General features: G+C 67.1%; 29 protein-coding genes. 15 read left to right on the top strand and 14 right to left on the bottom strand.

Going from position 1 to position 19332, the window contains the following annotated elements:
* Window positions 1-227 precede the first annotated feature (227 nt).
* Window positions 228-587, top strand: a complete 360-nt coding sequence (locus NJQ44_RS06285; protein WP_254273829.1) for a PadR family transcriptional regulator — start codon at window positions 228-230, stop codon at window positions 585-587.
* Between the two features lie 2 nt (window positions 588-589).
* Here NJQ44_RS06285 and NJQ44_RS06280 read toward each other — a convergent pair whose 3' ends face one another.
* The 3 genes from NJQ44_RS06280 to NJQ44_RS06270 are packed head-to-tail and all read right to left on the bottom strand — an operon-like array spanning window position 590 to window position 2180.
* Complete coding sequence (locus NJQ44_RS06280; protein WP_254273828.1) at window positions 590-1144, bottom strand: DUF7108 family protein; 555 nt, start codon at window positions 1142-1144, stop codon at window positions 590-592.
* On the bottom strand, window positions 1137-1733 hold the full coding sequence (gene rnhA, locus NJQ44_RS06275; protein ID WP_254273827.1) for a ribonuclease HI: 597 nt from the start codon (window positions 1731-1733) through the stop codon (window positions 1137-1139). The genes NJQ44_RS06280 and rnhA overlap by 8 nt, the downstream gene beginning before the upstream one ends.
* A 51-nt stretch (window positions 1734-1784) precedes the next feature.
* Entirely contained in the window at window positions 1785-2180 is a 396-nt protein-coding gene (locus tag NJQ44_RS06270; protein ID WP_254273826.1) for a hypothetical protein, read from the bottom strand.
* 93 nt (window positions 2181-2273) lie between these two features.
* Here NJQ44_RS06270 and nreA point away from each other — a divergent pair, with 93 nt between their 5' ends.
* From nreA to NJQ44_RS06255, 3 genes are all read left to right on the top strand, one after another.
* The gene (gene nreA, locus NJQ44_RS06265; protein ID WP_254273825.1) at window positions 2274-3563 is read left to right on the top strand and encodes a DNA repair protein NreA; all 1290 of its coding nucleotides are present in this window, start codon (window positions 2274-2276) and stop codon (window positions 3561-3563) included.
* A 171-nt stretch (window positions 3564-3734) separates the two neighbouring features.
* The gene (locus tag NJQ44_RS06260; protein WP_254273824.1) at window positions 3735-3905 is read left to right on the top strand and encodes a hypothetical protein; all 171 of its coding nucleotides are present in this window, start codon (window positions 3735-3737) and stop codon (window positions 3903-3905) included.
* Window positions 3906-3945: 40 nt separating this feature from the next.
* Window positions 3946-4236, top strand: coding sequence for a hypothetical protein (locus tag NJQ44_RS06255; RefSeq protein WP_254273823.1), 291 nt, complete (start codon window positions 3946-3948; stop codon window positions 4234-4236).
* Here the strand turns inward: NJQ44_RS06255 and NJQ44_RS06250 are convergent.
* Window positions 4233-4520, bottom strand: a complete 288-nt coding sequence (locus tag NJQ44_RS06250) for a DUF5789 family protein (protein WP_254273822.1) — start codon at window positions 4518-4520, stop codon at window positions 4233-4235. The genes NJQ44_RS06255 and NJQ44_RS06250 overlap by 4 nt on opposite strands.
* A gap of 119 nt (window positions 4521-4639) precedes the next feature.
* Between NJQ44_RS06250 and NJQ44_RS06245 the strand changes: the two genes are divergently transcribed.
* The 3 genes from NJQ44_RS06245 (at window position 4640) to NJQ44_RS06235 (ending at window position 6663) form a co-directional block, all read left to right on the top strand.
* A complete protein-coding gene (locus tag NJQ44_RS06245) occupies window positions 4640-5647 on the top strand; it encodes a cell division protein CdpA domain-containing protein (protein ID WP_254273821.1) in 1008 nt (335 codons plus the stop codon).
* A gap of 70 nt (window positions 5648-5717) precedes the next feature.
* Window positions 5718-6044, top strand: a complete 327-nt coding sequence (locus tag NJQ44_RS06240) for a transcription factor S (protein ID WP_254273820.1) — start codon at window positions 5718-5720, stop codon at window positions 6042-6044.
* Between the two features lie 7 nt (window positions 6045-6051).
* Window positions 6052-6663, top strand: a complete 612-nt coding sequence (locus tag NJQ44_RS06235) for a DUF6517 family protein (RefSeq protein WP_254273819.1) — start codon at window positions 6052-6054, stop codon at window positions 6661-6663.
* On the opposite strand, the gene NJQ44_RS06230 is transcribed toward NJQ44_RS06235, so the two are convergent.
* The 5 genes from NJQ44_RS06230 to NJQ44_RS06210 form a co-directional block, all read right to left on the bottom strand.
* Window positions 6644-7048 carry a hypothetical protein gene (locus tag NJQ44_RS06230; protein WP_254273818.1) on the bottom strand — a complete coding sequence of 135 codons (405 nt, stop codon included), beginning with the start codon at window positions 7046-7048 and terminating at the stop codon, window positions 6644-6646. The genes NJQ44_RS06235 and NJQ44_RS06230 overlap by 20 nt on opposite strands.
* A complete protein-coding gene (locus tag NJQ44_RS06225; RefSeq protein WP_254273817.1) occupies window positions 7045-7254 on the bottom strand; it encodes a hypothetical protein in 210 nt (69 codons plus the stop codon). The genes NJQ44_RS06230 and NJQ44_RS06225 overlap by 4 nt, the downstream gene beginning before the upstream one ends.
* A 76-nt stretch (window positions 7255-7330) precedes the next feature.
* A complete protein-coding gene (locus NJQ44_RS06220) occupies window positions 7331-8053 on the bottom strand; it encodes a methyltransferase domain-containing protein (protein WP_254273816.1) in 723 nt (240 codons plus the stop codon).
* Between the two features lies 1 nt (window position 8054).
* Window positions 8055-8450, bottom strand: coding sequence for a nascent polypeptide-associated complex protein (locus tag NJQ44_RS06215; RefSeq protein ID WP_254273815.1), 396 nt, complete (start codon window positions 8448-8450; stop codon window positions 8055-8057).
* A gap of 76 nt (window positions 8451-8526) precedes the next feature.
* Window positions 8527-9120: a DUF7509 family protein gene (locus NJQ44_RS06210; RefSeq protein WP_254273814.1), complete on the bottom strand. Its 594-nt coding sequence runs from the start codon at window positions 9118-9120 to the stop codon at window positions 8527-8529.
* 101 nt (window positions 9121-9221) lie between these two features.
* Between NJQ44_RS06210 and NJQ44_RS06205 the strand changes: the two genes are divergently transcribed.
* Entirely contained in the window at window positions 9222-9614 is a 393-nt protein-coding gene (locus tag NJQ44_RS06205) for an ArsR/SmtB family transcription factor (protein WP_254273813.1), read from the top strand.
* Here NJQ44_RS06205 and NJQ44_RS06200 read toward each other — a convergent pair whose 3' ends face one another.
* Together NJQ44_RS06200 and NJQ44_RS06195 are read right to left on the bottom strand one after the other, a co-directional pair.
* Window positions 9615-10085, bottom strand: a complete 471-nt coding sequence (locus NJQ44_RS06200) for a hypothetical protein (RefSeq protein WP_254273812.1) — start codon at window positions 10083-10085, stop codon at window positions 9615-9617.
* A 67-nt stretch (window positions 10086-10152) separates the two neighbouring features.
* Window positions 10153-10623 (bottom strand): PUA domain-containing protein, encoded by a 471-nt coding sequence (locus NJQ44_RS06195; RefSeq protein WP_254273811.1) that lies wholly within the window; start codon window positions 10621-10623, stop codon window positions 10153-10155.
* A 161-nt stretch (window positions 10624-10784) separates the two neighbouring features.
* Here NJQ44_RS06195 and NJQ44_RS06190 point away from each other — a divergent pair, with 161 nt between their 5' ends.
* Entirely contained in the window at window positions 10785-10967 is a 183-nt protein-coding gene (locus NJQ44_RS06190; RefSeq protein ID WP_254273810.1) for a DUF8178 family membrane protein, read from the top strand.
* A gap of 39 nt (window positions 10968-11006) precedes the next feature.
* On the opposite strand, the gene NJQ44_RS06185 is transcribed toward NJQ44_RS06190, so the two are convergent.
* Window positions 11007-11504 (bottom strand): LabA-like NYN domain-containing protein, encoded by a 498-nt coding sequence (locus NJQ44_RS06185; RefSeq protein WP_254273809.1) that lies wholly within the window; start codon window positions 11502-11504, stop codon window positions 11007-11009.
* 309 nt (window positions 11505-11813) lie between these two features.
* Here NJQ44_RS06185 and dapA point away from each other — a divergent pair, with 309 nt between their 5' ends.
* The 4 genes from dapA (at window position 11814) to NJQ44_RS06165 (ending at window position 15047) form a co-directional block, all read left to right on the top strand.
* The gene (gene dapA, locus NJQ44_RS06180) at window positions 11814-12740 is read left to right on the top strand and encodes a 4-hydroxy-tetrahydrodipicolinate synthase (RefSeq protein ID WP_254273808.1); all 927 of its coding nucleotides are present in this window, start codon (window positions 11814-11816) and stop codon (window positions 12738-12740) included.
* Complete coding sequence (dapB, locus tag NJQ44_RS06175) at window positions 12737-13492, top strand: 4-hydroxy-tetrahydrodipicolinate reductase (RefSeq protein WP_254273807.1); 756 nt, start codon at window positions 12737-12739, stop codon at window positions 13490-13492. The genes dapA and dapB overlap by 4 nt, the downstream gene beginning before the upstream one ends.
* 76 nt (window positions 13493-13568) lie before the next feature.
* Window positions 13569-14408 (top strand): 2,3,4,5-tetrahydropyridine-2,6-dicarboxylate N-succinyltransferase, encoded by an 840-nt coding sequence (locus NJQ44_RS06170; protein WP_254273806.1) that lies wholly within the window; start codon window positions 13569-13571, stop codon window positions 14406-14408.
* Window positions 14409-14516: 108 nt separating this feature from the next.
* A complete protein-coding gene (locus NJQ44_RS06165; RefSeq protein WP_254273805.1) occupies window positions 14517-15047 on the top strand; it encodes a hypothetical protein in 531 nt (176 codons plus the stop codon).
* Between the two features lie 4 nt (window positions 15048-15051).
* Here the strand turns inward: NJQ44_RS06165 and NJQ44_RS06160 are convergent, their stop codons facing one another.
* On the bottom strand, window positions 15052-16176 hold the full coding sequence (locus NJQ44_RS06160) for a bactofilin family protein (RefSeq protein ID WP_254273804.1): 1125 nt from the start codon (window positions 16174-16176) through the stop codon (window positions 15052-15054).
* Window positions 16177-16320: 144 nt separating this feature from the next.
* Between NJQ44_RS06160 and lysA the strand changes: the two genes are divergently transcribed.
* Both lysA and NJQ44_RS06150 read left to right on the top strand, forming a co-directional pair.
* Window positions 16321-17556 carry a diaminopimelate decarboxylase gene (lysA, locus tag NJQ44_RS06155; protein ID WP_254273803.1) on the top strand — a complete coding sequence of 412 codons (1236 nt, stop codon included), beginning with the start codon at window positions 16321-16323 and terminating at the stop codon, window positions 17554-17556.
* Complete coding sequence (locus tag NJQ44_RS06150) at window positions 17553-18710, top strand: M20 family metallopeptidase (RefSeq protein ID WP_254273802.1); 1158 nt, start codon at window positions 17553-17555, stop codon at window positions 18708-18710. The genes lysA and NJQ44_RS06150 overlap by 4 nt, the downstream gene beginning before the upstream one ends.
* On the opposite strand, the gene NJQ44_RS06145 is transcribed toward NJQ44_RS06150, so the two are convergent.
* On the bottom strand, window positions 18699-19319 hold the full coding sequence (locus NJQ44_RS06145; protein ID WP_254273801.1) for a phosphoribosyltransferase: 621 nt from the start codon (window positions 19317-19319) through the stop codon (window positions 18699-18701). The two genes, NJQ44_RS06150 and NJQ44_RS06145, sit on opposite strands and share 12 nt — an antisense overlap.
* Between the last annotated feature and the right edge of the window lie 13 nt (window positions 19320-19332).

Here is a 19332-nt window from a genome sequence, read left to right as displayed (position 1 = left end):
TACCGTCAGACAAAAAGTATTTATCGAATCATCGCTCAGTATTATCACGACAACACGTCGGGCACAGTCGCTTCGGTAAGATGCCCATATAACTGGTCACGCCGCTGTACATTCCAGGTAATGGTACAGTTATTATCGCCTGATATATCAAGCGCCGTCTATCGGTGATTGTGATATGAAGGCTAGATTTAACAAGTGTTAAATACCATGATGACATTTAGCTAACTATGTCAGAGGCACAATCCGTTACCGAAAGCCCAGGCATCGCGAAGGACCTCACGGCCTTCCAGCAGAACATCCTCGTCATCCTCGCAGAGGAACCCCGATACGGTCTCGCCATCAAGCGAGAACTCGAAGAATACTACAGCGACGAGGTGAACCACGGCCGACTGTACCCCAACCTCGACGATCTCGTCGAGATGGGCCTCGTCGAGAAGAGCGAACTCGACAAGCGGACCAACCAGTACTCGCTTACCGAAGACGGGAAGGAAGCGGTTCTCGACCAACTCGGCTGGGAATTCTCGAAGTTTGTCACCGGTGACAACCGCGCCGACGAACTGTACGACCTCGTCGAATCCCACGAGTAACCCTACTGGTCCGGTACTCGACCATCCGTTTTTTCGACGGCCAACTGAACAGAGTCTTCCAGTAGCGACCGCTGTTCGTCGGTCGGCCACGTGTTCCGCGGAAAGTACTCCTCACGGAACTCCGCGAGTTCGTCCGGCGTCGCCTCGGCGATAGGCTTCGCATAGTGATTCCCCATGAAATCCGCGAGGGCGTCAGCCGTCGCCCCGTGGACCTCGCCGTGTTCGTCTCGGACTTCGGCGACGATCCGTCGGTTGCGTTCCTCGACGGCGTCCCAGTCGTCGGCGTCGCCCGGGCCGGACAGGCGGACCTCGACGCCGCGGTCCGTGTCCTCGATTCGGTCGGGCCGGATGACGCCGTCTTCGACCCATTCTGCGGGGTGACAGACGAGCACGTCGCCCGTGTCCTCTTCGCGAATCCGACAGGTGTAGTGGTGCTTACCGAGGAGTTCGGCGCGGTCCTCGCGGTAGGCAGTTTCTTCGTCCTCGTCGGGCGCCTCGCGAGCGAGTCTGGTGAGCCGTTCGACTTCGTCGACCGCGTCGTCTGGGAGGTCAGTCATCGTCGAGTGCGTCGTTCGCGAGTTTGTCCGCGCGGTCGTTTATCTCTCGCGGAACGTGTTCGATGTGCCACTCGTCGAACTGCGTGAGGAGTTCGCGGACCCGCACGCGCTGTTCGCGCAGGTCGGGGTCGTTTGTGTTCCACTCGCCGCGGACCTGCTTGACGATGAGTTCCGAGTCGCCCCGGATGTGGGCCTCGTCGAAACCGTATTCGGTGGCGACTTCCAGTGCCGTCACGAGGGCGGCGTACTCCGCTTGATTGTTCGTCGCGCGGCCGATGGTCTTGTTCCCCTCGGTGACGATGCCGCCGTCGTCGACGAGGACGTAGCCGACGGCCGCCGGGCCGGGGTTCCCGCGAGAGGCCCCGTCGAAGTAGATGTGGACGCGCCCGCCGTCGTCGCCCCGCAACAGGGCTTCGAGGCGCGCGGTGTCCTCGCCCTGCACGACGACCTTCCCCTCGTAGGCGACGGCCGTCGCGCCGCCGTAGTCGGCGCGCCAGCGTTCGTGGTCGGTGTTGCCGCTCTCGACGGCGACGCCTGCGTCGACTAACTGCGCTCGGGCGACGGACTCGTCGCACTCGATAACCGGCATTGTTCGAGGGAGACTCGCCAGCCGCAAAAACGGTTGTGGTCCGGTAGTCCGTCAGTTCCCGGCGCGACTCGCGATGCGCTGTGCCCCAGTCTGTCGCCCTTCTGCGCCGCCGCGGATGCGGTCGACGCCCATGGCGACCCCGCCGACGGTGACGACGAGTCCGCCGAACAGCATCACCGAGAGGAACGGGTCAAACGGGTAGAGGAATATCGGCGACACCGTCAGAAGCAGTCCACAGAGCGTCCCGATAATGGCGGCGAGCGGAACCGCCTGCTTACCCGACGCCACGCGGTACGTGGAGTGGCCGATGGCGATAGCACCGATTTCGCCGACGAGGAGGTTCGTCAGCGCCTGCGGATGTGAAGTCGAGAGAACCGAAGGGAGGAAGACGATGACTATCGCTACCAGTGTCGCGGCCAACCCGGCCCACTTTGTTGTATTAACCATGATTTATTACACCCGTTGTTACTCAGTCCAGGTACGTAATAGTTGTTCTCGACAGGGACAGGTTCATGCCCGACAGGGGCCAACCCGACGGTGATGCGACTCGACGAGTTCATCGAGGGGTTCGAACGCGACGAGGCCGCCGAGAAGCGACGCCTCGCCGCCGAGAAGTCCTACGCCATCACGGACCACCTCGAAGACGTCGAGCGGCAGTTCCGCGAGACGGTGCAGGGCGACTCGCTGTTCGGGTCGACGGCCCCCGAAATCTTCGTCGGCCGGTCGGGCTATCCGAACGTCTCGACTGGCTTGCTCTCGCCCGTCGACCGGGACGCCGCCGCCGAGGGATTCGCCACGAGCAGCGAGTGGTACGACGCCGGACTGGGTATCGAGGACGTGCTTCAGCGGCGGACCGGGATGCTCAACTCCACGCGACAGACCGCCGTCGACAGCGTCAGCACCGGCCGGCGGGGAAACACCGGCAACGCCTACGACGTGTGGAACGGGTTCGTCGGCGTCCAGCGGGAAGTCGCCATCGCCGACCATCCCGTCGACGTGGAGGTCGGACTCGACGGGACGCCGGACCTGGACGTGCAGTTCGACGACGTTGGGACGCCGACGGGACCGCGCGCCCACGCCACCGGCGCGGACCTCGCGGAGAACCCTCACGTGCCGAGGCCCGTCGAGAAGACGCTCTCGGACGACGACTGGCAGGCCGAGGGCGCGATGACGTACCTCTACCGCCGCGGGTTCGACGTGTACGACATCAACACGATTCTGTCGGCGGGGGCGCTGGGACAGGCCAGCGAGCGGTCGCTCGTACCGACGCGGTGGTCCATCACCGCCGTCGACGACACCGTCGGCCAGTACCTCCGCGGCACGACGCGCAACAGCGACACCATCGACAAACCCGAAGTCTGGTACAACGAGTACATGGGCAACCGCTACTGGGTCCTGCTGTCGCCGGGTCGCTGGGAGTTCGAACTGGTCGAGATGAAAGCGCCGGAGAGCGTCTGGAACCCACGGCCGGACACCGGCTACTACATGTCCAGCGCCCACGAGGGGTACGAAGGCAGAACGGCCTACGTCGAGGAGACCGCTGGCGCGTACTATGCCGCCCGGTTGGGCGTCCTCGAACACCTCCAAGAGCGGGGGCGACAGGCGAAGTGTCTGGTCCTCCGCGAGATTACCGACGACTACTGGGCGCCGGTCGGCGTCTGGCAGGTCCGCGAGGGGGTCCGCAACGCCTTCGACGACGAACCGGGCGTCGGCCAGTCCTTCCGCGAGACGCTGTCTGCCGTCGTTGACCAACTGCCCGTCCCGATGGGCGCGCTCCGTCGGAAGTCCGAACTCGTCGCCGGACTCCAGTCACAGCTCTCGGATTTCTGAACCCGCCGACTGCGGCGGGGTTCGACCACTCGCCTATCCGTCAAATAGCCGCCGGACCGACAGACAGCAGTAGGCTCTCGCGTGTCGACCTTTGGACATCCGTTCGGCCGTCTAAGGCCCGCTGCGGGCCGAATCGACTGGCTTAACCGTGGGAATCCGTGAGGAGTCAGTGTGTCCCCCGAGCCAGCAGACACACGCACAGACGAACTGACCAGCGAGGCGTACCACATCACCGTCGACGGCGGCCGCGACTCGTTTTGCGCGCTGAGCATCGAACACGTCGACTCGGAGACGGCGTGGCTCATCTCCGATACGGTCTACTCGCTCGCGAACATGCGATAGTCACCAAAGCGGTTTGCCCCTCCGTCGCGTACGCCGGGGCATGTATCTGTTACTCCAAGGCCCCGGCGGCGGTATCGGCGTCGGCGGCTTCCTCGTCGTTCTCCTCCTCTTGGTCGCGATGGTGATTCCGGTGCTCGTCGTCCTCGGTATCGCGCTGTACGTCACCCGCGACGAGTGGGGCGACCGGAGTGACTTCGTCGGGACGGACGCCGACCCCGTCGTTCGGGAAGGCGAGGGAGAGAGGGAGAGGGAGAGGGAGACAGAGACAGAGACAGAACCGGATAGCGGGACGGAGACGGAAAAAACGCAGTCGGCCGAGGAATCGGCTTAGTCGTCGGTCGGGACCGGGCCGGTGCCGATGGCCTCGCGGACCGCCGCCTCGAACTCGTGGCGGTCGGCGAAGTACGGTTCGTCGACGTCTTCGAGGACGGCCGCCAGTTCCTGCGGGCCGTCCGGGGTCCGGATGACCGTCTCGCCCTCTCGGTCGACGATGGTGCTGTGTTCGATGCCCCACGTGAGACGTGCCGTGACACGGGCGAGCGGCGCGCCCGCCACGTCAGGTCCCTCGCCGAGTTCGACGGCTGGCGCCTCCTCTTCGCTCTCGTCGTCGCTCATATGCTGAGTGTCCCGGTCAGTCCGATTAGTGCTTTCGGAATGCGAGCGACCGTCGCGCGTGCCCGCGTCTTGCGCGTGTCTGACGGGTAGTTTTGAGGAACGGCCGCGTATCGGGCGCTATGACCAGTTTGACGGACGTTTACGAGGGGGAGGTCGGCCGCGTCGCGTCGCGCCGCCAGCAACTCGCCGGGTCCGCCCTGTTCCTCGGCGGGGTCGGGGGCCTCGTCGCCGCCATCGCGCTCGCGACGACGGACCTCGGCAGTTCGGTCGGGATGGGGGCGTACGCGGCGCGGGAACTCGCGGGCATCACCGCTGGCGTCGGCCTGCCCGCCGTCGTCCTCGGCGTCTTCGCCGTCCTGCCCGCCAGCCGACGGCTTCGGGCGACGGCGCTCCTCGGCGCGAGCGTTACGCTGCTGGGCGTGGCCGCGTTCCAGCACATCTATCCGTACGACTGGATGACCGGGGCTCCGCTGCTCGCACTCGGAACGAGCGTCGTCTACTTCGGGGGCGTGGTGACGACGTTCTGGTGTCTGTTCGCCTCGCTGGCGACGTTTCAGACCCGCAAAGCCCCTGGGGGCAACGCCCGCATGGAAGTCACCGAGGAAGGGACCATCAAACTCGTCGAGGAAGCGCGCTCGCTCCCGGGAATGGGCGGTATCGGCTTCTTCGGGACCGACCCCGACGGCGGGGTGGAGACGCAGACGAACCGCCGCGACGAGGGACGGGGGACGGTCAGCGACGGCGGCGACGGCAGTGAAGTGCTTCGCGAACCGTCGACGGGCAACGGACAGGCGGCGGGAGCGGAGACCGGAACCGCTCAGGGCCAGTCGAGTCAGACGACCCCAAGCGGCCCGACGGAGTACGACCTCGACCCAGCCATCGCGAACGCTGGACCGGAGGCCGCGCAGTCCACCGACGGCGGGACGACGACTGCACCCGGCGGCGACCCAGTCCCCGACCCAATCACCCAGACGGCGGTCCGGCAAGGCGAACCCGACAACTACTGCGGCAACTGTCGACACTTCCAGTACGTGATGGACGACGACGACATCGAGCCGTACTGCACCTTCCACGAGGAACTGCTGGACGACATGGACGCCTGTTCCGCGTGGGTCAGAAACGAGTAGACAGGGTGCGACTGGCGGATAGACGAACCCGGGCGTTTAAGACACACCAGCGGCTTACTGGGTGACAACAATGGAGTTTTGCGACGACTGCGGTTCGATGATGAAGACGGAGGGCGACTCGTGGGTCTGTAAGAGCTGTGGCTACGAGAAGCTTCGAAACGAGGAGGCCGAACAGGAGATGGCCGTCACGACGCAGGGCCAAGAGGAGTCCGAAGTGGTCGACACGTCCGAAGTCGACGCCGAGGACATGGGGCCGACGACGGGCGCGCGCTGTCCCGAATGTGGCAACGACCGCGCCTACTACGAGATGAAGCAGATTCGGGCCGCCGACGAGTCCGAGACGCGCTTTTTCACCTGCACCGAGTGCGAACACAAGTGGCGCGAGGACGACCACTGAGCGCATCGTGGCCGACGACGCGTCGTTCCCGGGCGTCCCCGCGGAACGCTTGAGCGAGGGCGGGTGGGACCTGACCGACGAGCGCGTCGAGACGGTGTTCCGACTGCCGACCGCCAGCGTCACCGGCGCGACCTGCGTGTACGACGACGTGCGGACCCGCGAGAAGGCCGTCGATGCCGCCGATATCGACCAACAGTGGCGCTTCTTCTTCGCGACGGCGCTGACGTTCAAGCCGCCGCTCGCGCCTGGCATCGGCCCGGCGATGATTCTCCCGACGGTGCGCTCTGAGGCTCTGAAGGCGTTCGCCGACGAACTCCGCGAACGCGGGTTCGAGGACGTAGAACGCGGCCGCCGGGAGCGAATCCGAACCGACAGCGGGGACCGGGCGCGCCTCCGGACGTACACCGCGTCGCTCCCGTTGGACGAAACCGACGAGACGCTCTCGATTACGGGATGGGTCGGCATCTGGCACGGGTCGGGGTTCCGAATCGCCGCCGGGGCCTACCCGAACCGCGCCGTGGGCGACATCCTCGGCCTGTCGGACCCGCCGGAACCACTGACCCGTCAGTCCCACGAATACCGCGAGGAACTGCTCGCGCTCATCCGCGCCGTCGAGTGACGGCCAGAACGACGCCGTCGGGGACGAGTTCGACCGGTCCGAGACCGAGACGCCGAGCGAGCGAACTCGGCGTGGCGTCGTCGCCGAGGCGCGCCACGGGAACACCGCGGACGCGGAGTTCCGCGGTCAGGCCGACCGACGCCAGCACCGCCGCGGCGTCCATCGGGTCGACCGGCAGGCGTCGCCAGAGCGAGAGCGCCGCCGGTAGCGACGGCACGTCGATGGCCACCACGTCGTCGTAGCCGACGACCGAGAGGGTCCGGCCGTCGACATCGACCCGGAGGTCGGCGTAGACGGCCAGTTCCGGCCGGTCGTCGAGTTCGTCCAGTAGCTCTGCGACCGTCTCTATCGGCGGCCGCGCCGTCCGGTCGGTGGTCGGAGTCACTCCTTCTCGCGAGTCTTGACGGTGAGGGTGCCGTCGATACGCCAGTGGGCGTACTCGGGGTCGTCACCCGTCTTGCTCGGGACGTCCACCGCCATGTCCTCGAACTCGTAGGTTATCTCGGCGTTTCGTCCGGTGAGTCGGTCGTACAGCCCGATTGCGAGTTCGGGCCACGTCGTCGTCTCGTCTGGAGCCTCGGCGTCGCTCATACGAGACGGTGTACGTGTCTGTGGGGCTTCAAACCACGGTCCCCACAGAGAGAGATGGGGGCACTAACCTGATTTATCAGGGCCGTCGCGCGAACGTGAGGTAGCCGGTGTGGCCGACGCCGCCCGTCGACGGCCGAGAGCCGCGGTCGTCGAAGTCCATCTCGCGCTGGATTGTGTCGAGCGTCTCGATGCCCGTCAGCCCCACCTCGCGGGCCGCCGCGACGGCCTCACGAGTGTTCTCGACGAACGGCGAGTACACGGCGAGCGACCCGCCCTGTCGGAGCAGCGTGGGCGTCCGTTCGACGACGGTCGGCGCGTCCGCGGTGTCCAGCGTGACCACGTCGAATCCCGAGAGCGTGTCGAGGTCGTCGGTCACGTCGCCGGTGCGTACCTCGACGCTGTCCGTGACGCCCGCGATAGCCATGTTCTCGCGGGCCACGTCGGCGAACTCGGGGTCGATTTCGTAGGTCACCACGTCCGCGCCCATCCGCCCCATGTACGCGCTGAGGATGCCCGTCCCGGTCCCCGCATCGAGGACGCGGTCACCGGCGGCGACGCCGGTCTTGCCGACGACGAGGCCCACGTCGCGGGGCATCATCGGCGCGCCGGTCCGTTCGAGGTGCGTGAACAGGTCCGGGCCGCGAAGGCGTCGAACCGTGAACGTCGTTCCGAGATGCGTCTCGACGACGTCACCGGGTGCAACGTCCTCTGGAACCTCGAGGATACCGAGGTCCGACTCGAAGCGCTCGCCCGGGTCCAGCAGGTACTCGCGGTCCTCGTGGACGAACAACAGCGCCACGTTACTCGAGTTCGTCGACGGCGTCCGCGAGGTCGCCGTCGTTGGCTTCGAGCGCCTCGCGGGCCGTCTCTTCGTCGACGCCGGTGCGCATCGAGACGAGTTCCACGTCGTCGGCGTCGACGACGCTGTCGTCGCCCGCGTCGGCGTCAGCCTCGTCGGCCTCGTCGGCGTCCGCCGTCGCGTCTCGCTCGCGCGATTCGGGTTCGCCGACGACCTGATACGTCTTCTGGCCCTGGGCCTCCATCAGTTGGACCTCGGCGTCGGTGAAGACGAGTTCCTCGTCGGGGGTCCGGATGATTACTTCCTCGGCATCGATGTCGTCCATGTTGATGCCCATCTGTTCCATCATCTGCTTCATCTTGCGAGGGTTCATGCCCCCGCCGCCTCCGCCAAACATACACCGGACTGCGCGTTCTGGATAAAAAAGGCTAGCGACCCACCCTCGAACGGACGGCAAGAACGAGACGAGATTCTCACTGGGCCGTCTTTCTGGGAAGGTCCCCGTACACCTCGCGGTTCATCAGGTCGGCGACGAACTGCCTGAGACGGTCCACTAACTCGTCCTCGTCGGCGTACCTGACGACGCGGGCGTCCCATCGCTGGCCGATGCTCCGAATCATCGCGCTGGCGACCGTCTCTTCGTGGGCGAACAGCACTCGCTGCCGGTCGGTGCCGTCCAGGTCTTCCAGCACCGACCCGACCTCCATCCCCACGCCCAGTTTATCCCCGAGTCCGGGGACGACGAACAGCGTCGCGTTGCTGGCGCGGGCGAACTGGATGCTCTGGCTGGCGGCGTCCATCTCCGAGAGCGGGATGTCCGGATCCACCGCGAGGAAGGCGTTGACCCCGGGGTCCTCCCGGAGGCGACCCTGCACGCGTCTGAGCGTCGCCATCATCTCGTCCAAGTCGTCCTCGTCGGCGCTCGCCGCCGGGAGCGACACGTCTGCGGGGTCGACGCCGTCGGGGACCATCGCGTCCACGTCGAAGGAGGTGTACGGCCCCATCAGGTAGACGAGGAAGTCGCCGTAGGCCACCTCGCCGAGCGCGGACTTGATACGGGCTCGCATACCGGGGGCACACGTGCATAGTACATAAAACACGGCATTACTCAACGGTGATTGACTCAACAATCGTTATGTCGGTCGAGCCACGAGTGTACGGTAGAGCGATGGGCATCAAGACACCGGAGGAGGGGACGGGGCCTGCCGACCCCGCGGACCTCCTGCCAGCGGAGAGCGTCCTCACGTTCGAGGAGTACATGGCGATGCAGCGAGCCGTCGGCAACGAGACGCGATTTCGCATCCTCTATCGGTTGAAACGTGACGGTTCGATGAGCGCCAAGGAACTTCGAGAAGCGCTGGACCTTCCCGGAAACACGCTGCATCACCACCTCGATACGCTGGTCGACGTGGGCCTCGTGGAGAACCGAAAGCGCAAGGCACCCGACAGCGAGGGACTGTACTCCTACTACCGGGCGACGGCCCTCGGCGAGAGCCTGCTGGACCACGGCGTCGAGGAACTGCTACGCCGCGAACAAGTGTTCGCGGACGCCTACCGGTAGTCACTCCTCCCAGTAGATGTCGATGCGGTCGGACATGACCGAGACGTAGTGGTTCGCGCCGGTTCTGACGGAGTAGCTCTCGATGTCGAGCGACAGCGTTCGACGGGGTCCGCCTTCGACTTCGACGACGAGTTCGTACCGCCCCGTCTCGCGGATTCCGGGGTCGTACTCTCTCGACGCTCCCGAATCGAGCGTGGCAGTCTCGTCGAGCAAGACGGTTTCAGCGTGGCTGAGTCGCAGGGAGACGGTCTTCTCTGACTCGGTTTCGTTGCTGAGGACGAACAGCACCGGGTCGTCGGGATTTGGGGTGACCATCGGCGTATCGGTGGCTGTCGAGGTGGGCGTGTCGGTGTCGGTGGCGGTGGCCGTATCGCCGGTGGTCGACCGGTCACCGGGTCCGGTCACGTCGCTGCATCCGGCGAGGGTGGGGAGGGCGAACGCGGCGGCCGAGAGGACCTGTCGGCGGCGCATATCCCGCGCTTGCGCCGACTGCGGTAAATGCTTTCTCTCGGACCGTCCGCCGGTCGACAGTCGACGGTCAGGCGTCGTCCGCGCCCTGCCGGACTTTCACGGCCATGCCCGTCTCGAAGTCGGTCATGCCGCCGCCGGGGAGTTCCGCCCGGCCGACGGCGAGCAAGTGCCCGTCCTCGTGGACGACCAGCGTCTCGTCGCCGGGCCGGAGTTCGGGGTCGGCAGACTGGACGAACTTCGCGAAGGCGTTGCGGCCCTCGCGGACGAACGGTTCGCTCTCGTCGCCGACGACGACGCGGTGGCGCGACCCGTCGAACGCCTCGGCCAAGCGGCGGCCCCCGGCGAGGCCGAGTCGATAGCGGCCGTCGGTCCCGTACGTCGCGATACGGCCGTCGTCGGCGTGGACCTGTCGCGGACGGCCGGAACTGGTGTGGGTTATCTCGACGGCTTCGGGCGCGGGAAAGAGTGCCGCGTCCGCGCCGCGGCCGAACTGGTAGACGGCGGCCCGACAGAGGCCGCGATACTCGCTGTCGCTCATTGGCGACCCTCGCCGCCGGGGCACTAACCCGTTTTCGGTCCACTCGCCGCTGAATTGTTCACTGTCGTCACTCGGCCACAGTTGTGTGAGATTGCCTAACGCACCCCCGTCGGGCGGTTTTGGGGAAATTTATACCGGATGACCCGTTAGAGGCAGATACGATGGCTACGGACAAACGAAAAGTGATGCTGGGCGCGCTCCTGCTGTTCGTCAGCACGGCGCTCATCCTCGGGACAGGACCGATAGACGTCGCGATTCCCGCCGCGGCCGCCGCCGTTGCGGCGCTCGGACTCGCGGCTGGCGCGTTGCTGGTCGGCACGTCCGAAGACGGGCGTCCGGTCTAAACCCGAACCCCTCGATTTCTGCGCGCGTCCGACCGTGAGCTACAGCAAGAATCGGTCGGCGTCCGCGCTCAGGTCGCGGAAGCCGTCGGTCGCCGCTTTCAGTTCCTCGGCCGACGACTCCTCGAAGCCCATCGCCTCGACGCGACAGCCTTCGTGTCGGAGGAAACGGCAGAGGCGAGCGAAGTCGCCGTCGCCCGTACAGAGGACGATGGCGTCGTTGTGGCTGGCGAGCGACACCGCATCGAGACTCATTCCCACGTCCCAGTCGGCCTTCTTCGACCCGTCCTGAAACGTCTTGATGTCCTTGATACGCGTCTCGAAACCGATGTCGACGAGTGCTTCGAAGAACGTCTCCTCGTCGGGCGAATCCGCACGGATGACGTACGCGATGGCGCGACTCAGATTCCGGCCGTCGACGGCCTCGTCCAGCAGTGCCGAATAGTCGATGTTGCGCGAGTAGAGACTCCGGGCCGTATGATAGAGGTTCTGCGCGTCGGCCAGTACGGCCACGCGCTGCCCCGGATGGGATACGGTCATAGCTGAGTTCTCGTTTCCGGGCGGATAGGTTTTCGGGGTTCGAGCGGAAGGCACAACTGATAAGTCCCTCACAGACGGTGTTCCCTGTATGCGACGGCGACTCGACGTGACGGGCCGACCGGCCGAGAGTGGCGTCGCCGCCGTCCCGAAACGCAAGCGCAAGCACAAGCGCACGCCGTAGTGCGTGGCTCGCGGCGGGCGTAGCACCCCCGTCCCGGGTCGTCTTCTACTCCGACTCACCGCAGAGAGTCATCCCGTACCGTCTCCAACCGGACCACATATCCCCACCCCACACGACACACCTCAGCAATGACAGACCTCGACTTCCACGGCGTCTACCCCGCGATGTGTACGCCGTTCAACGACGACGACGAACGCAGTATCGACTTCGAAACGCTCCGCCGCGACGCCCAGCGCCTCGAAGAAGCGGGCGTCGACGGCCTCGTCCCCGTCGGGTCGACGGGCGAGTCCGCGACGATGACCCACGACGAACACATCGACGTGGTCGAAGCCGTCATCGACGCCGTCGACGACGTGCCCGTCATCGCGGGCACGGGGTCGAACAACACCCGCGAGGCGCTCTCGCTGTCCCAGCGCGCGGCCGACGCCGGTGCGGACGCCCTGCTCCTCATCTCGCCGTACTACAACAAGCCCGAACAGCAGGGCCTCGTCGACCACTACACCGCCATCGCGGACGCCGTCGACTGCCCGCAAATCGTCTACAACGTCCCCTCGCGGACCGGGCGCAACATCGAACCGGACACCGCCGTCGAACTGGCGAGCCACGAGAACATCCGCGCGTTCAAGGCCGCCAGCGGCGACATGAACCAGATTTCCGAGATTATCGAGCGCACCCGCGACGAGGAGTTCGCGGTGCTGTCGGGCGACGACGGCATGACCCTGCCAATCCTCTCCGTCGGCGGTCACGGCTGTATCTCCGTCTCCGCGAACATCGAACCCGAACGGACCTGCGCGATGGTCGGCGCGGCGCTGGCCGAAGACTACGAGCGAGCGCGCGCCCTGCATCACGAACTCGGGCCACTGTTCCGCGCGCTGTTCGTCGAGACGAACCCCATCCCGGTCAAGGAAGCCATGCGCATCCGCGGATACAGCCCCGCATACGTCCGCTCGCCGCTGACACGGCTCTCGGAGGAACACACGGAGCATCTGCGTGACGTGCTGACGGTGCTGGAAAACGAGGACTTAGAGGACGAGTACGCGGAGGTCGAGCGATGACGCGGGTCGCCGTCAACGGCGTCACCGGACAGATGGGCGCGGCGGTGCTGTCGACGGCGACCGACCGCGACGTAGAGGTGGTAGTCGGGTTCGCCACGAGCGACGTGGAAACCGTCTCGGGCGTGCCGGTCGTCCACCCGGACGACGCCGCGGACGCGTTCGCGGAGTACGACGTGGACGCCGTCGTCGACTTCGCCGTTCCCGAGGGCGCGCTGACCGTCGTCGACGCCGCCGCCGAGGCGGGCGTCCCCGTCGTCGTCGGGACCACGGGCTTCGACGAAGACGGCGTGGCCCGCCTCCGTGAGGCCAGCGAACGGATTCCCGTGCTGAAGGCGACCAACTTCTCACAGGGGATTCAGGTCCTCCAGCGACTCGTCACCGAGGCCGTCGCCACGCTGGACGACTACGACCTCGAACTGATGGAGACCCACCACAACCGCAAGGTCGACGCGCCTTCGGGGACCGCGAACACCCTCCTCGAAACCGTCCAAGCGGTCCGGGACGTGGACCCCGTCTACGGCCGCGAGGGGCACGCGCCGCGCGAGGACGACGAAATCGGCGTCCTCGCCCGCCGAGCGGGAGACATCCGCGGCGAGCACGAACTCGTCGTCGCCGGGAACGACGAAGTGCTGTCGCTGTCTCACCGCGCGGAGGACCGCGGCGTCTTCGCGGCCGGGGCGCTCGACGCGGCGGTATGGCTCCTCGGACGGGACGCCGGGTGGTACGACTTCGGCGAGGTGGTCGACGCCTGAGACCGGGGCGCGCTCCGTCCGGACCCGAGCGCGCTTCGGGAGTGCTATACCGTCGGAGTCGGTACGCCCGGGTACGATGCTCGGACAAGACCTCGAAGAGAACATCGGCCACCTCTGGACGGCCTACGAACAGGGCTCGACGGTCGAGGACGTCGAACCCGCGCAACTTGACACACTCGACGACTTCCTCACCGCCTTGGAGAGCGGCGAGATTCGCGCCGCCGAGAAAGTCGACGGCGAGTGGCAGGTCAACGAGTGGGTCAAGCGCGGCATCCTGCTGAACTTCGCGTTCCGCGAGACGTACGCCCGCGAGTACGGCGACGTGCAGTACCACGACGTTCTGCCGCTCCGCGACACCGGTGACCTCGGGGAGCGCGGGACGCGGAACACGCCGGACGGCACGACCATCCGCCGCGGGGCGTACCTCGGCGAGGACTGTATCATGATGTCGCCGTCGTTCGTCAACATCGGTGCGCACGTCGGCGACGGGACGCTCATCGACTCCTGTGACACCGTCGGCTCCTGTGCCCAAATCGGCGAGAACGTGAAACTGGGCGCGAACACGCTCATCGGCGGCGTCCTCGAACCCGTCGAGAGCGCGCCGGTCATCGTCGAGGACGACGTGTCGCTGGGCGCTGGTTGTCGGGTGACCAGCGGGTTCATCGTCGGCGAGGGGAGCATCGTCGGCGAGAACACGCTCCTGACCCCCCGCATCCCCGTCTACGACCTCGTGGAGGACGAAGTGCTGTACGGCGAACTGCCGCCGGAACGCCGCGCCTTCCAGCGGTTCGTCGACTCCTCCGTCGGCGAGAACGACCTCATCCCCGGGGGCGCGTACAAGCCCGCTGTCGTCGCCACCGACGTGGAAGAGGAGACGCTCGAAGCCACCGAGCGCGAGGACGCGCTGCGGGACTGACACCGCCGCCCGACACCGCTTTTTCCCGTCGCTAAGCACGGATTACGGCGCTCCGCGGCGAGTGGACTATCTGTTGTATATTTGTTACCAATGCACGTACCCGCAGGTATGAGTCAATCACGCGTCACTGCGGCACTCCCCGGTTCGGTTCGGAACACGTGGACCGCCGGTCTCGCGGGTGGCCTCGTCGGCGGCGTCGGGATGGGCATCGTACTGCACGCCGGGGCGAACCTCATGTCGTTCGTCGGGGCGCTGTACGGGTGGCCGACGGTCGTCGGCGGGTGGGCCGTTCACCTGCTGAACAGCGTCCTCGCGGGCCTCCTGTTCGCGTTCCTCGTTTCGCGGCCGGTACTGCAACAGCAGACGACCACCGTGGCCGAGAGCGTCGCCGCGGGACTGGTGTACGCCGCCGCCGTCGGCCTCCTGTCGGCGGGTCTGCTGTTGCCCCTTTCGATGACTGCGCTCGGCGTCCAGTCGCTCCCAGAACCGTTGGTCCCGCTGCCGGGGATGCTCGGGAGTCTGCTCGTCGTCGTCTCCGTCGGCGTCGCACACGTCGTCTACGGCGTGTTGCTCGGCGCGACGTACGCCGTCGTGCAGGCGCGACCGCTGACGGCGACGGTGGCCGACATTATCGAGTGACCCTTCACGTCGCCGAGGTGTCACCGCCCGCCTCGTCCAGCGTCGTCTGTCTGCTACCGGGTACCTCCTCCCCGCTCCGGCCCCGGTAGGCGTCACGCAGGGCGAGCGCGAGCGCACCGAGTCCGAGCAGGAACGCGCCCAGTTCGAGCAAGCCGCCGAGGATGGGTATCGCGCCGAGGACGGCGAACCCGAGCAGTCCCACGGCGAGCGCGAGCCACCGGTTCTCTGTGTCGGCCAGCGAGAGCGCCCACGTGCCGACGGCGTACTGTCCGTAGACGACGGCGACCCACGCCGTGACGCCGAAGGCGACTGCGCCGACCAGCGACAGCGGGATGCCGACGATGGTGACGAGCAAGACGAGCAGGAGCAACGGAACGGCGATGAGCGTGAGGAGTCCGACGCCGCCGGACCGAAGCGGACTGTCGATGGCTCGGTCGACCACCCGCGTCGAGAAGGTGGGGAAGACGGCCAGTAGAACGACCCCCAGGAGGAGGTTCGCCAGCAGGCCGTACAGCGCGCCGACCCACGCCGGGAACGCGAACGCGTCGAAGTTCGGCCCGGCGTCGCCGCCGATGCTGTCGTCCTGCACGATGCCGCCGCCGACCGTCGCGTCCGGGTCGCGGGTGAACGTCGCGGCGTCGTAGCGGAACTCGCCGCCGACGTTAGCCGTCGGTCCCAGCACGATGGTCTCGGCCCCCGCGGCGACGTCGCCGTCTATCCGCCCGTCGATGGCGAGATAGCTCGACCCCGTTTCGAGCGACCCGCCGACGCGGGCCGTCTCGCCGATTTCGATGGTCCCGGCGGCGGCGCTCACGTCGCCCGCGACATTGCCGTCGATACGGACGGTTCCCGCGGCGACTTCGACGTTCCCGCCGACGGTCCCGCTCTCAGTGACGTGGACGGTTCCGGCGGCCCCCGAAACGTCGCCCGTGACGGTCCCGCGGACGAGTATCGTCCCGGCGACGCCCTCGACGCTGTCGTACGTCTCGTCCGGACCGACGACGACAGTGCTACCCGCTCCCTGAAACGACTGGGCGGCGGCAACGGACGACCCGACCGACAGTAAGAGGGCGAACGCGAGGGCGGCGGCGAGCGCTCGTCGCGCGCTTCGAGAGGACCTGGGGGTCATACGCCGATAGACGCCCGAGGCGCTAATAAGTATAAACTGGCAGTCACGTTGTGGCGGCGAGTAAGTCCCACTTGCAGACCCGTCTCGGTGGGTGGTTCGGCCGAAGCGGAACCCTTGTTAGCCGCCGTCGCCGTTGTTTCCCCAATGAGCCACGACTCGCCCCCGGTCCGCCGTCTCGCGGACTGGGACCACGACCTGCTGGGTCGACTCGCGGCCGACCACGGGACGCCGCTGTACGTGGTCGACTTGGACCGCGTCGCCGAGAACTACGAGCGGTTCGCGTCGGCGTTCCCCGACGCGCACGTGATGTACGCCGCGAAGGCCCACACCGGTCGCGCGGTGCTGTCGAAACTGCTGGAGACCGGCGCGGACATCGAGTGCGCCGCGTGGGGCGAACTCCAGCGAGCAATCGACGCGGGCGCGGACCCCGACACCCTCCAGTACACCGCCGTCAACCCGCCGGACCGTGACTTGGATTACGCCACCGACCTCGCCGCCGACCATCCCGGACTGACCATCACCGGCGGCGCGCGGGACACCTTCGACCGCCTCGAAGCGCGCGGCTACGACGGCCGCGTGGCCATCCGCGTCAACCCCGGCATCGGGACCGGCCATCACGAGAAAGTAGCGACGGGGAAAGACGCGAAGTTCGGGATTCCCTACGAGCAGGTCCCCGAGGTGGCCGCCGACGTGGCCGAGCGATTCGACCTCGTCGGCATCCACGCCCACGCCGGAAGCGGCGTCCTCCATGACGACTTGGACGACCACTGCCGCGCCATCGGAAAGGTCGCGGACATGGGCCGACAAATCGAGACGGACATCACGCCGCTGGAGTTCGTGGACTTCGGCGGCGGGTTCGGCGTCCCGTACCGCGAGGACGAGGAACCGCTCGACATGGGGGTCGTCGGCGAGAAGGTCCGCGACGCCGTCGGCGAACTGGACGCCCAGATAAAACTGGAACCGGGTCGCTACGTCGTCGCCGACTCCGAACTCATCCTCACCGAAGTGAACACCGTCAAGGAGACGCCCGCGGCCACCGTCGTCGGCGTCGACGCCTCGCTGGCGACGCTCATCCGCCCGGCCATGTTCGGGTCGTACCACCCGATTCGGAACGTCTCCGCGCCGGACCGCGAGGCAGACCCCGTCTCCGTCGGCGGCCCCTGCTGTACGAGCGCCGACGTGTTCTGTACGGACCGGCCGATTGCCCGGCCGGAGCGCGAGGACCTGCTGGCAATCGGGAACGCGGGCGCGTACGGCTACGAACTCGCCAACCAGTTCCACTCCCAGCCACGGCCCGCGGAAGTCGCCATCGAGGGCGGCGAGACGCGCGTCGTCCGCGAACGAGAGACCCTCGACGACGTGACCAGTCTGGAGCGATGACCGGCGGGTTCGACCTCGCGGCGTTCCACAAGCGCGCTGTCGAGACAGATTCGACCGAATCCGTCGACGAGATGCGCGACGTGCTGTTGGAGACGCTGGAGAGCGCTGGCGTCGCCCCGGCAGTGGACGAACTGGGCAACGTCGTCGCTACGGTCGGCGCACCCGACCACGCGGCCGCCGCGGCCGCAGACGGGGCCCACCTCCTGTTGAACACGCACATCGACACCGTGCCGCCGCACCTCCCCTACGAGCGCCGGACCGAGCGACCCGGAGACGAGCGAGTGGACGGGTCCGCAGACGCAGGAGAAGGGGACATCGTCTGCGGCCGCGGGGCCTGTGATGCAAAGGGACCGCTGGCCGCGTTGCTCGATGCGTTCCTCACCGTCGAACCCCACGACGGTGCGGTGACGCTGGCCGTCTCTATCGACGAGGAGACCACGCAGACCGGCGGCGCGCACCTCGCCGAGGTCATCGACGCCGACGGCTACATCGTCGGCGAACCGACGGGACTCGACGTGTGCACCGCCGCGAAGGGGCAGTTCGAGGGGACGGTCACCATCCGCGGCGAGAGTGCCCACGCCGCCGACCCGGAGAGCGGCCTGAACGCGATTCGCGCCGCGGCCCCGATTCTGCAGGCGATGGAGTCCTACGAGGAGACGAAGGGACCCGGCGACCACGAGACGCTGGGCCGACCCATCCTCACGCCGTCGATGGTGGAGGGCGGCGAGGCGACGAATCAGGTCCCCGCCGAGTGTACCATCACGTTCGACCGGCGGAGCGTCCCGCCGGAGACGAGCGACGAGTTCTGTGCGGATTTGGCGGACCACCTCCGAGAGTGGCTTCCCGCGTCGATGGGGCTGGACGTGTCGCTCATTCGGCCCGATACGCCCTTCCCCGAAGCGTTCGCGACGGACCCCGACGCCGAACTGGTGCGGACGCTACAGGACGCCTGCGGCGGCGCGGTCCGGCCGTTCGGCGCGGCCACGGAAGCCTCCTACTTCGCCCAACACGGCCCGACAGTCGTATTCGGCCCGGGCGTCCTCAGCGACGACGTGGGCGCGGTCGCGCACTCGAAACGCGAGTACGTCCGCCTCTCGGACGTGCGGACGGCCGCCCGCGCGGTGCGGGAGACGGTCCAGCGACTACTCCAGTAACGCCATCGCTTCCTCGTCGGTCACCTGCGAGAAGTCGCGGTAGAACTGCCCGACGGCGCTGAAGTTTACGGGTTCCTCGACGGTCACGACTCGCTCGGCCATCCGCTCCAGCGACCGGGCGGTGTCCGGCGAGGAGACGGGGACGGCGACGACGACGCTCGCGGCCCCGGCCTCCCTGACCCGTTCGACGCAGGCGCGCATCGTCGCGCCCGTCGCCAGGCCGTCGTCGACGACGAGGACGCGCTTGCCAGCGAGGGCTAGCGGCGGCCGGTCGCCCCGATACCGGTCGAACTTCTCCTGTGCGGCCCGCTGTTCGTGTTCGGTCTGGGTCTCCAGGTACTCCATCGTGAGGTCCAGCGAACCGATGAGCGAGTCGTTCCGCCACGTGGTCCCGTCGTCCGCGACGGCGGCGACGGCCAGTTCGGGATTGCCCGGCGCGCCGACTTTCCGCGCGACCACGACGTCGAGCGGTACGTCCAGTGCGTCCGCGACGGGGCGCGCGATTGGGAGGCCGCCCCGCGGAATGCCCAACACGATGTCGGCTTCGACGCCCTGCCGCCGGAGTTCGGCGGCGAGTCGCTCACCGGCGTCCGTGCGGTCCGTGAACATGTCAAAATCTACG

Source organism: Haloarcula marina, assembly GCF_024218775.1.
GTDB lineage: Archaea > Halobacteriota > Halobacteria > Halobacteriales > Haloarculaceae > Haloarcula > Haloarcula marina.
This window is presented reverse-complemented; position numbering and strand designations above follow the sequence as displayed.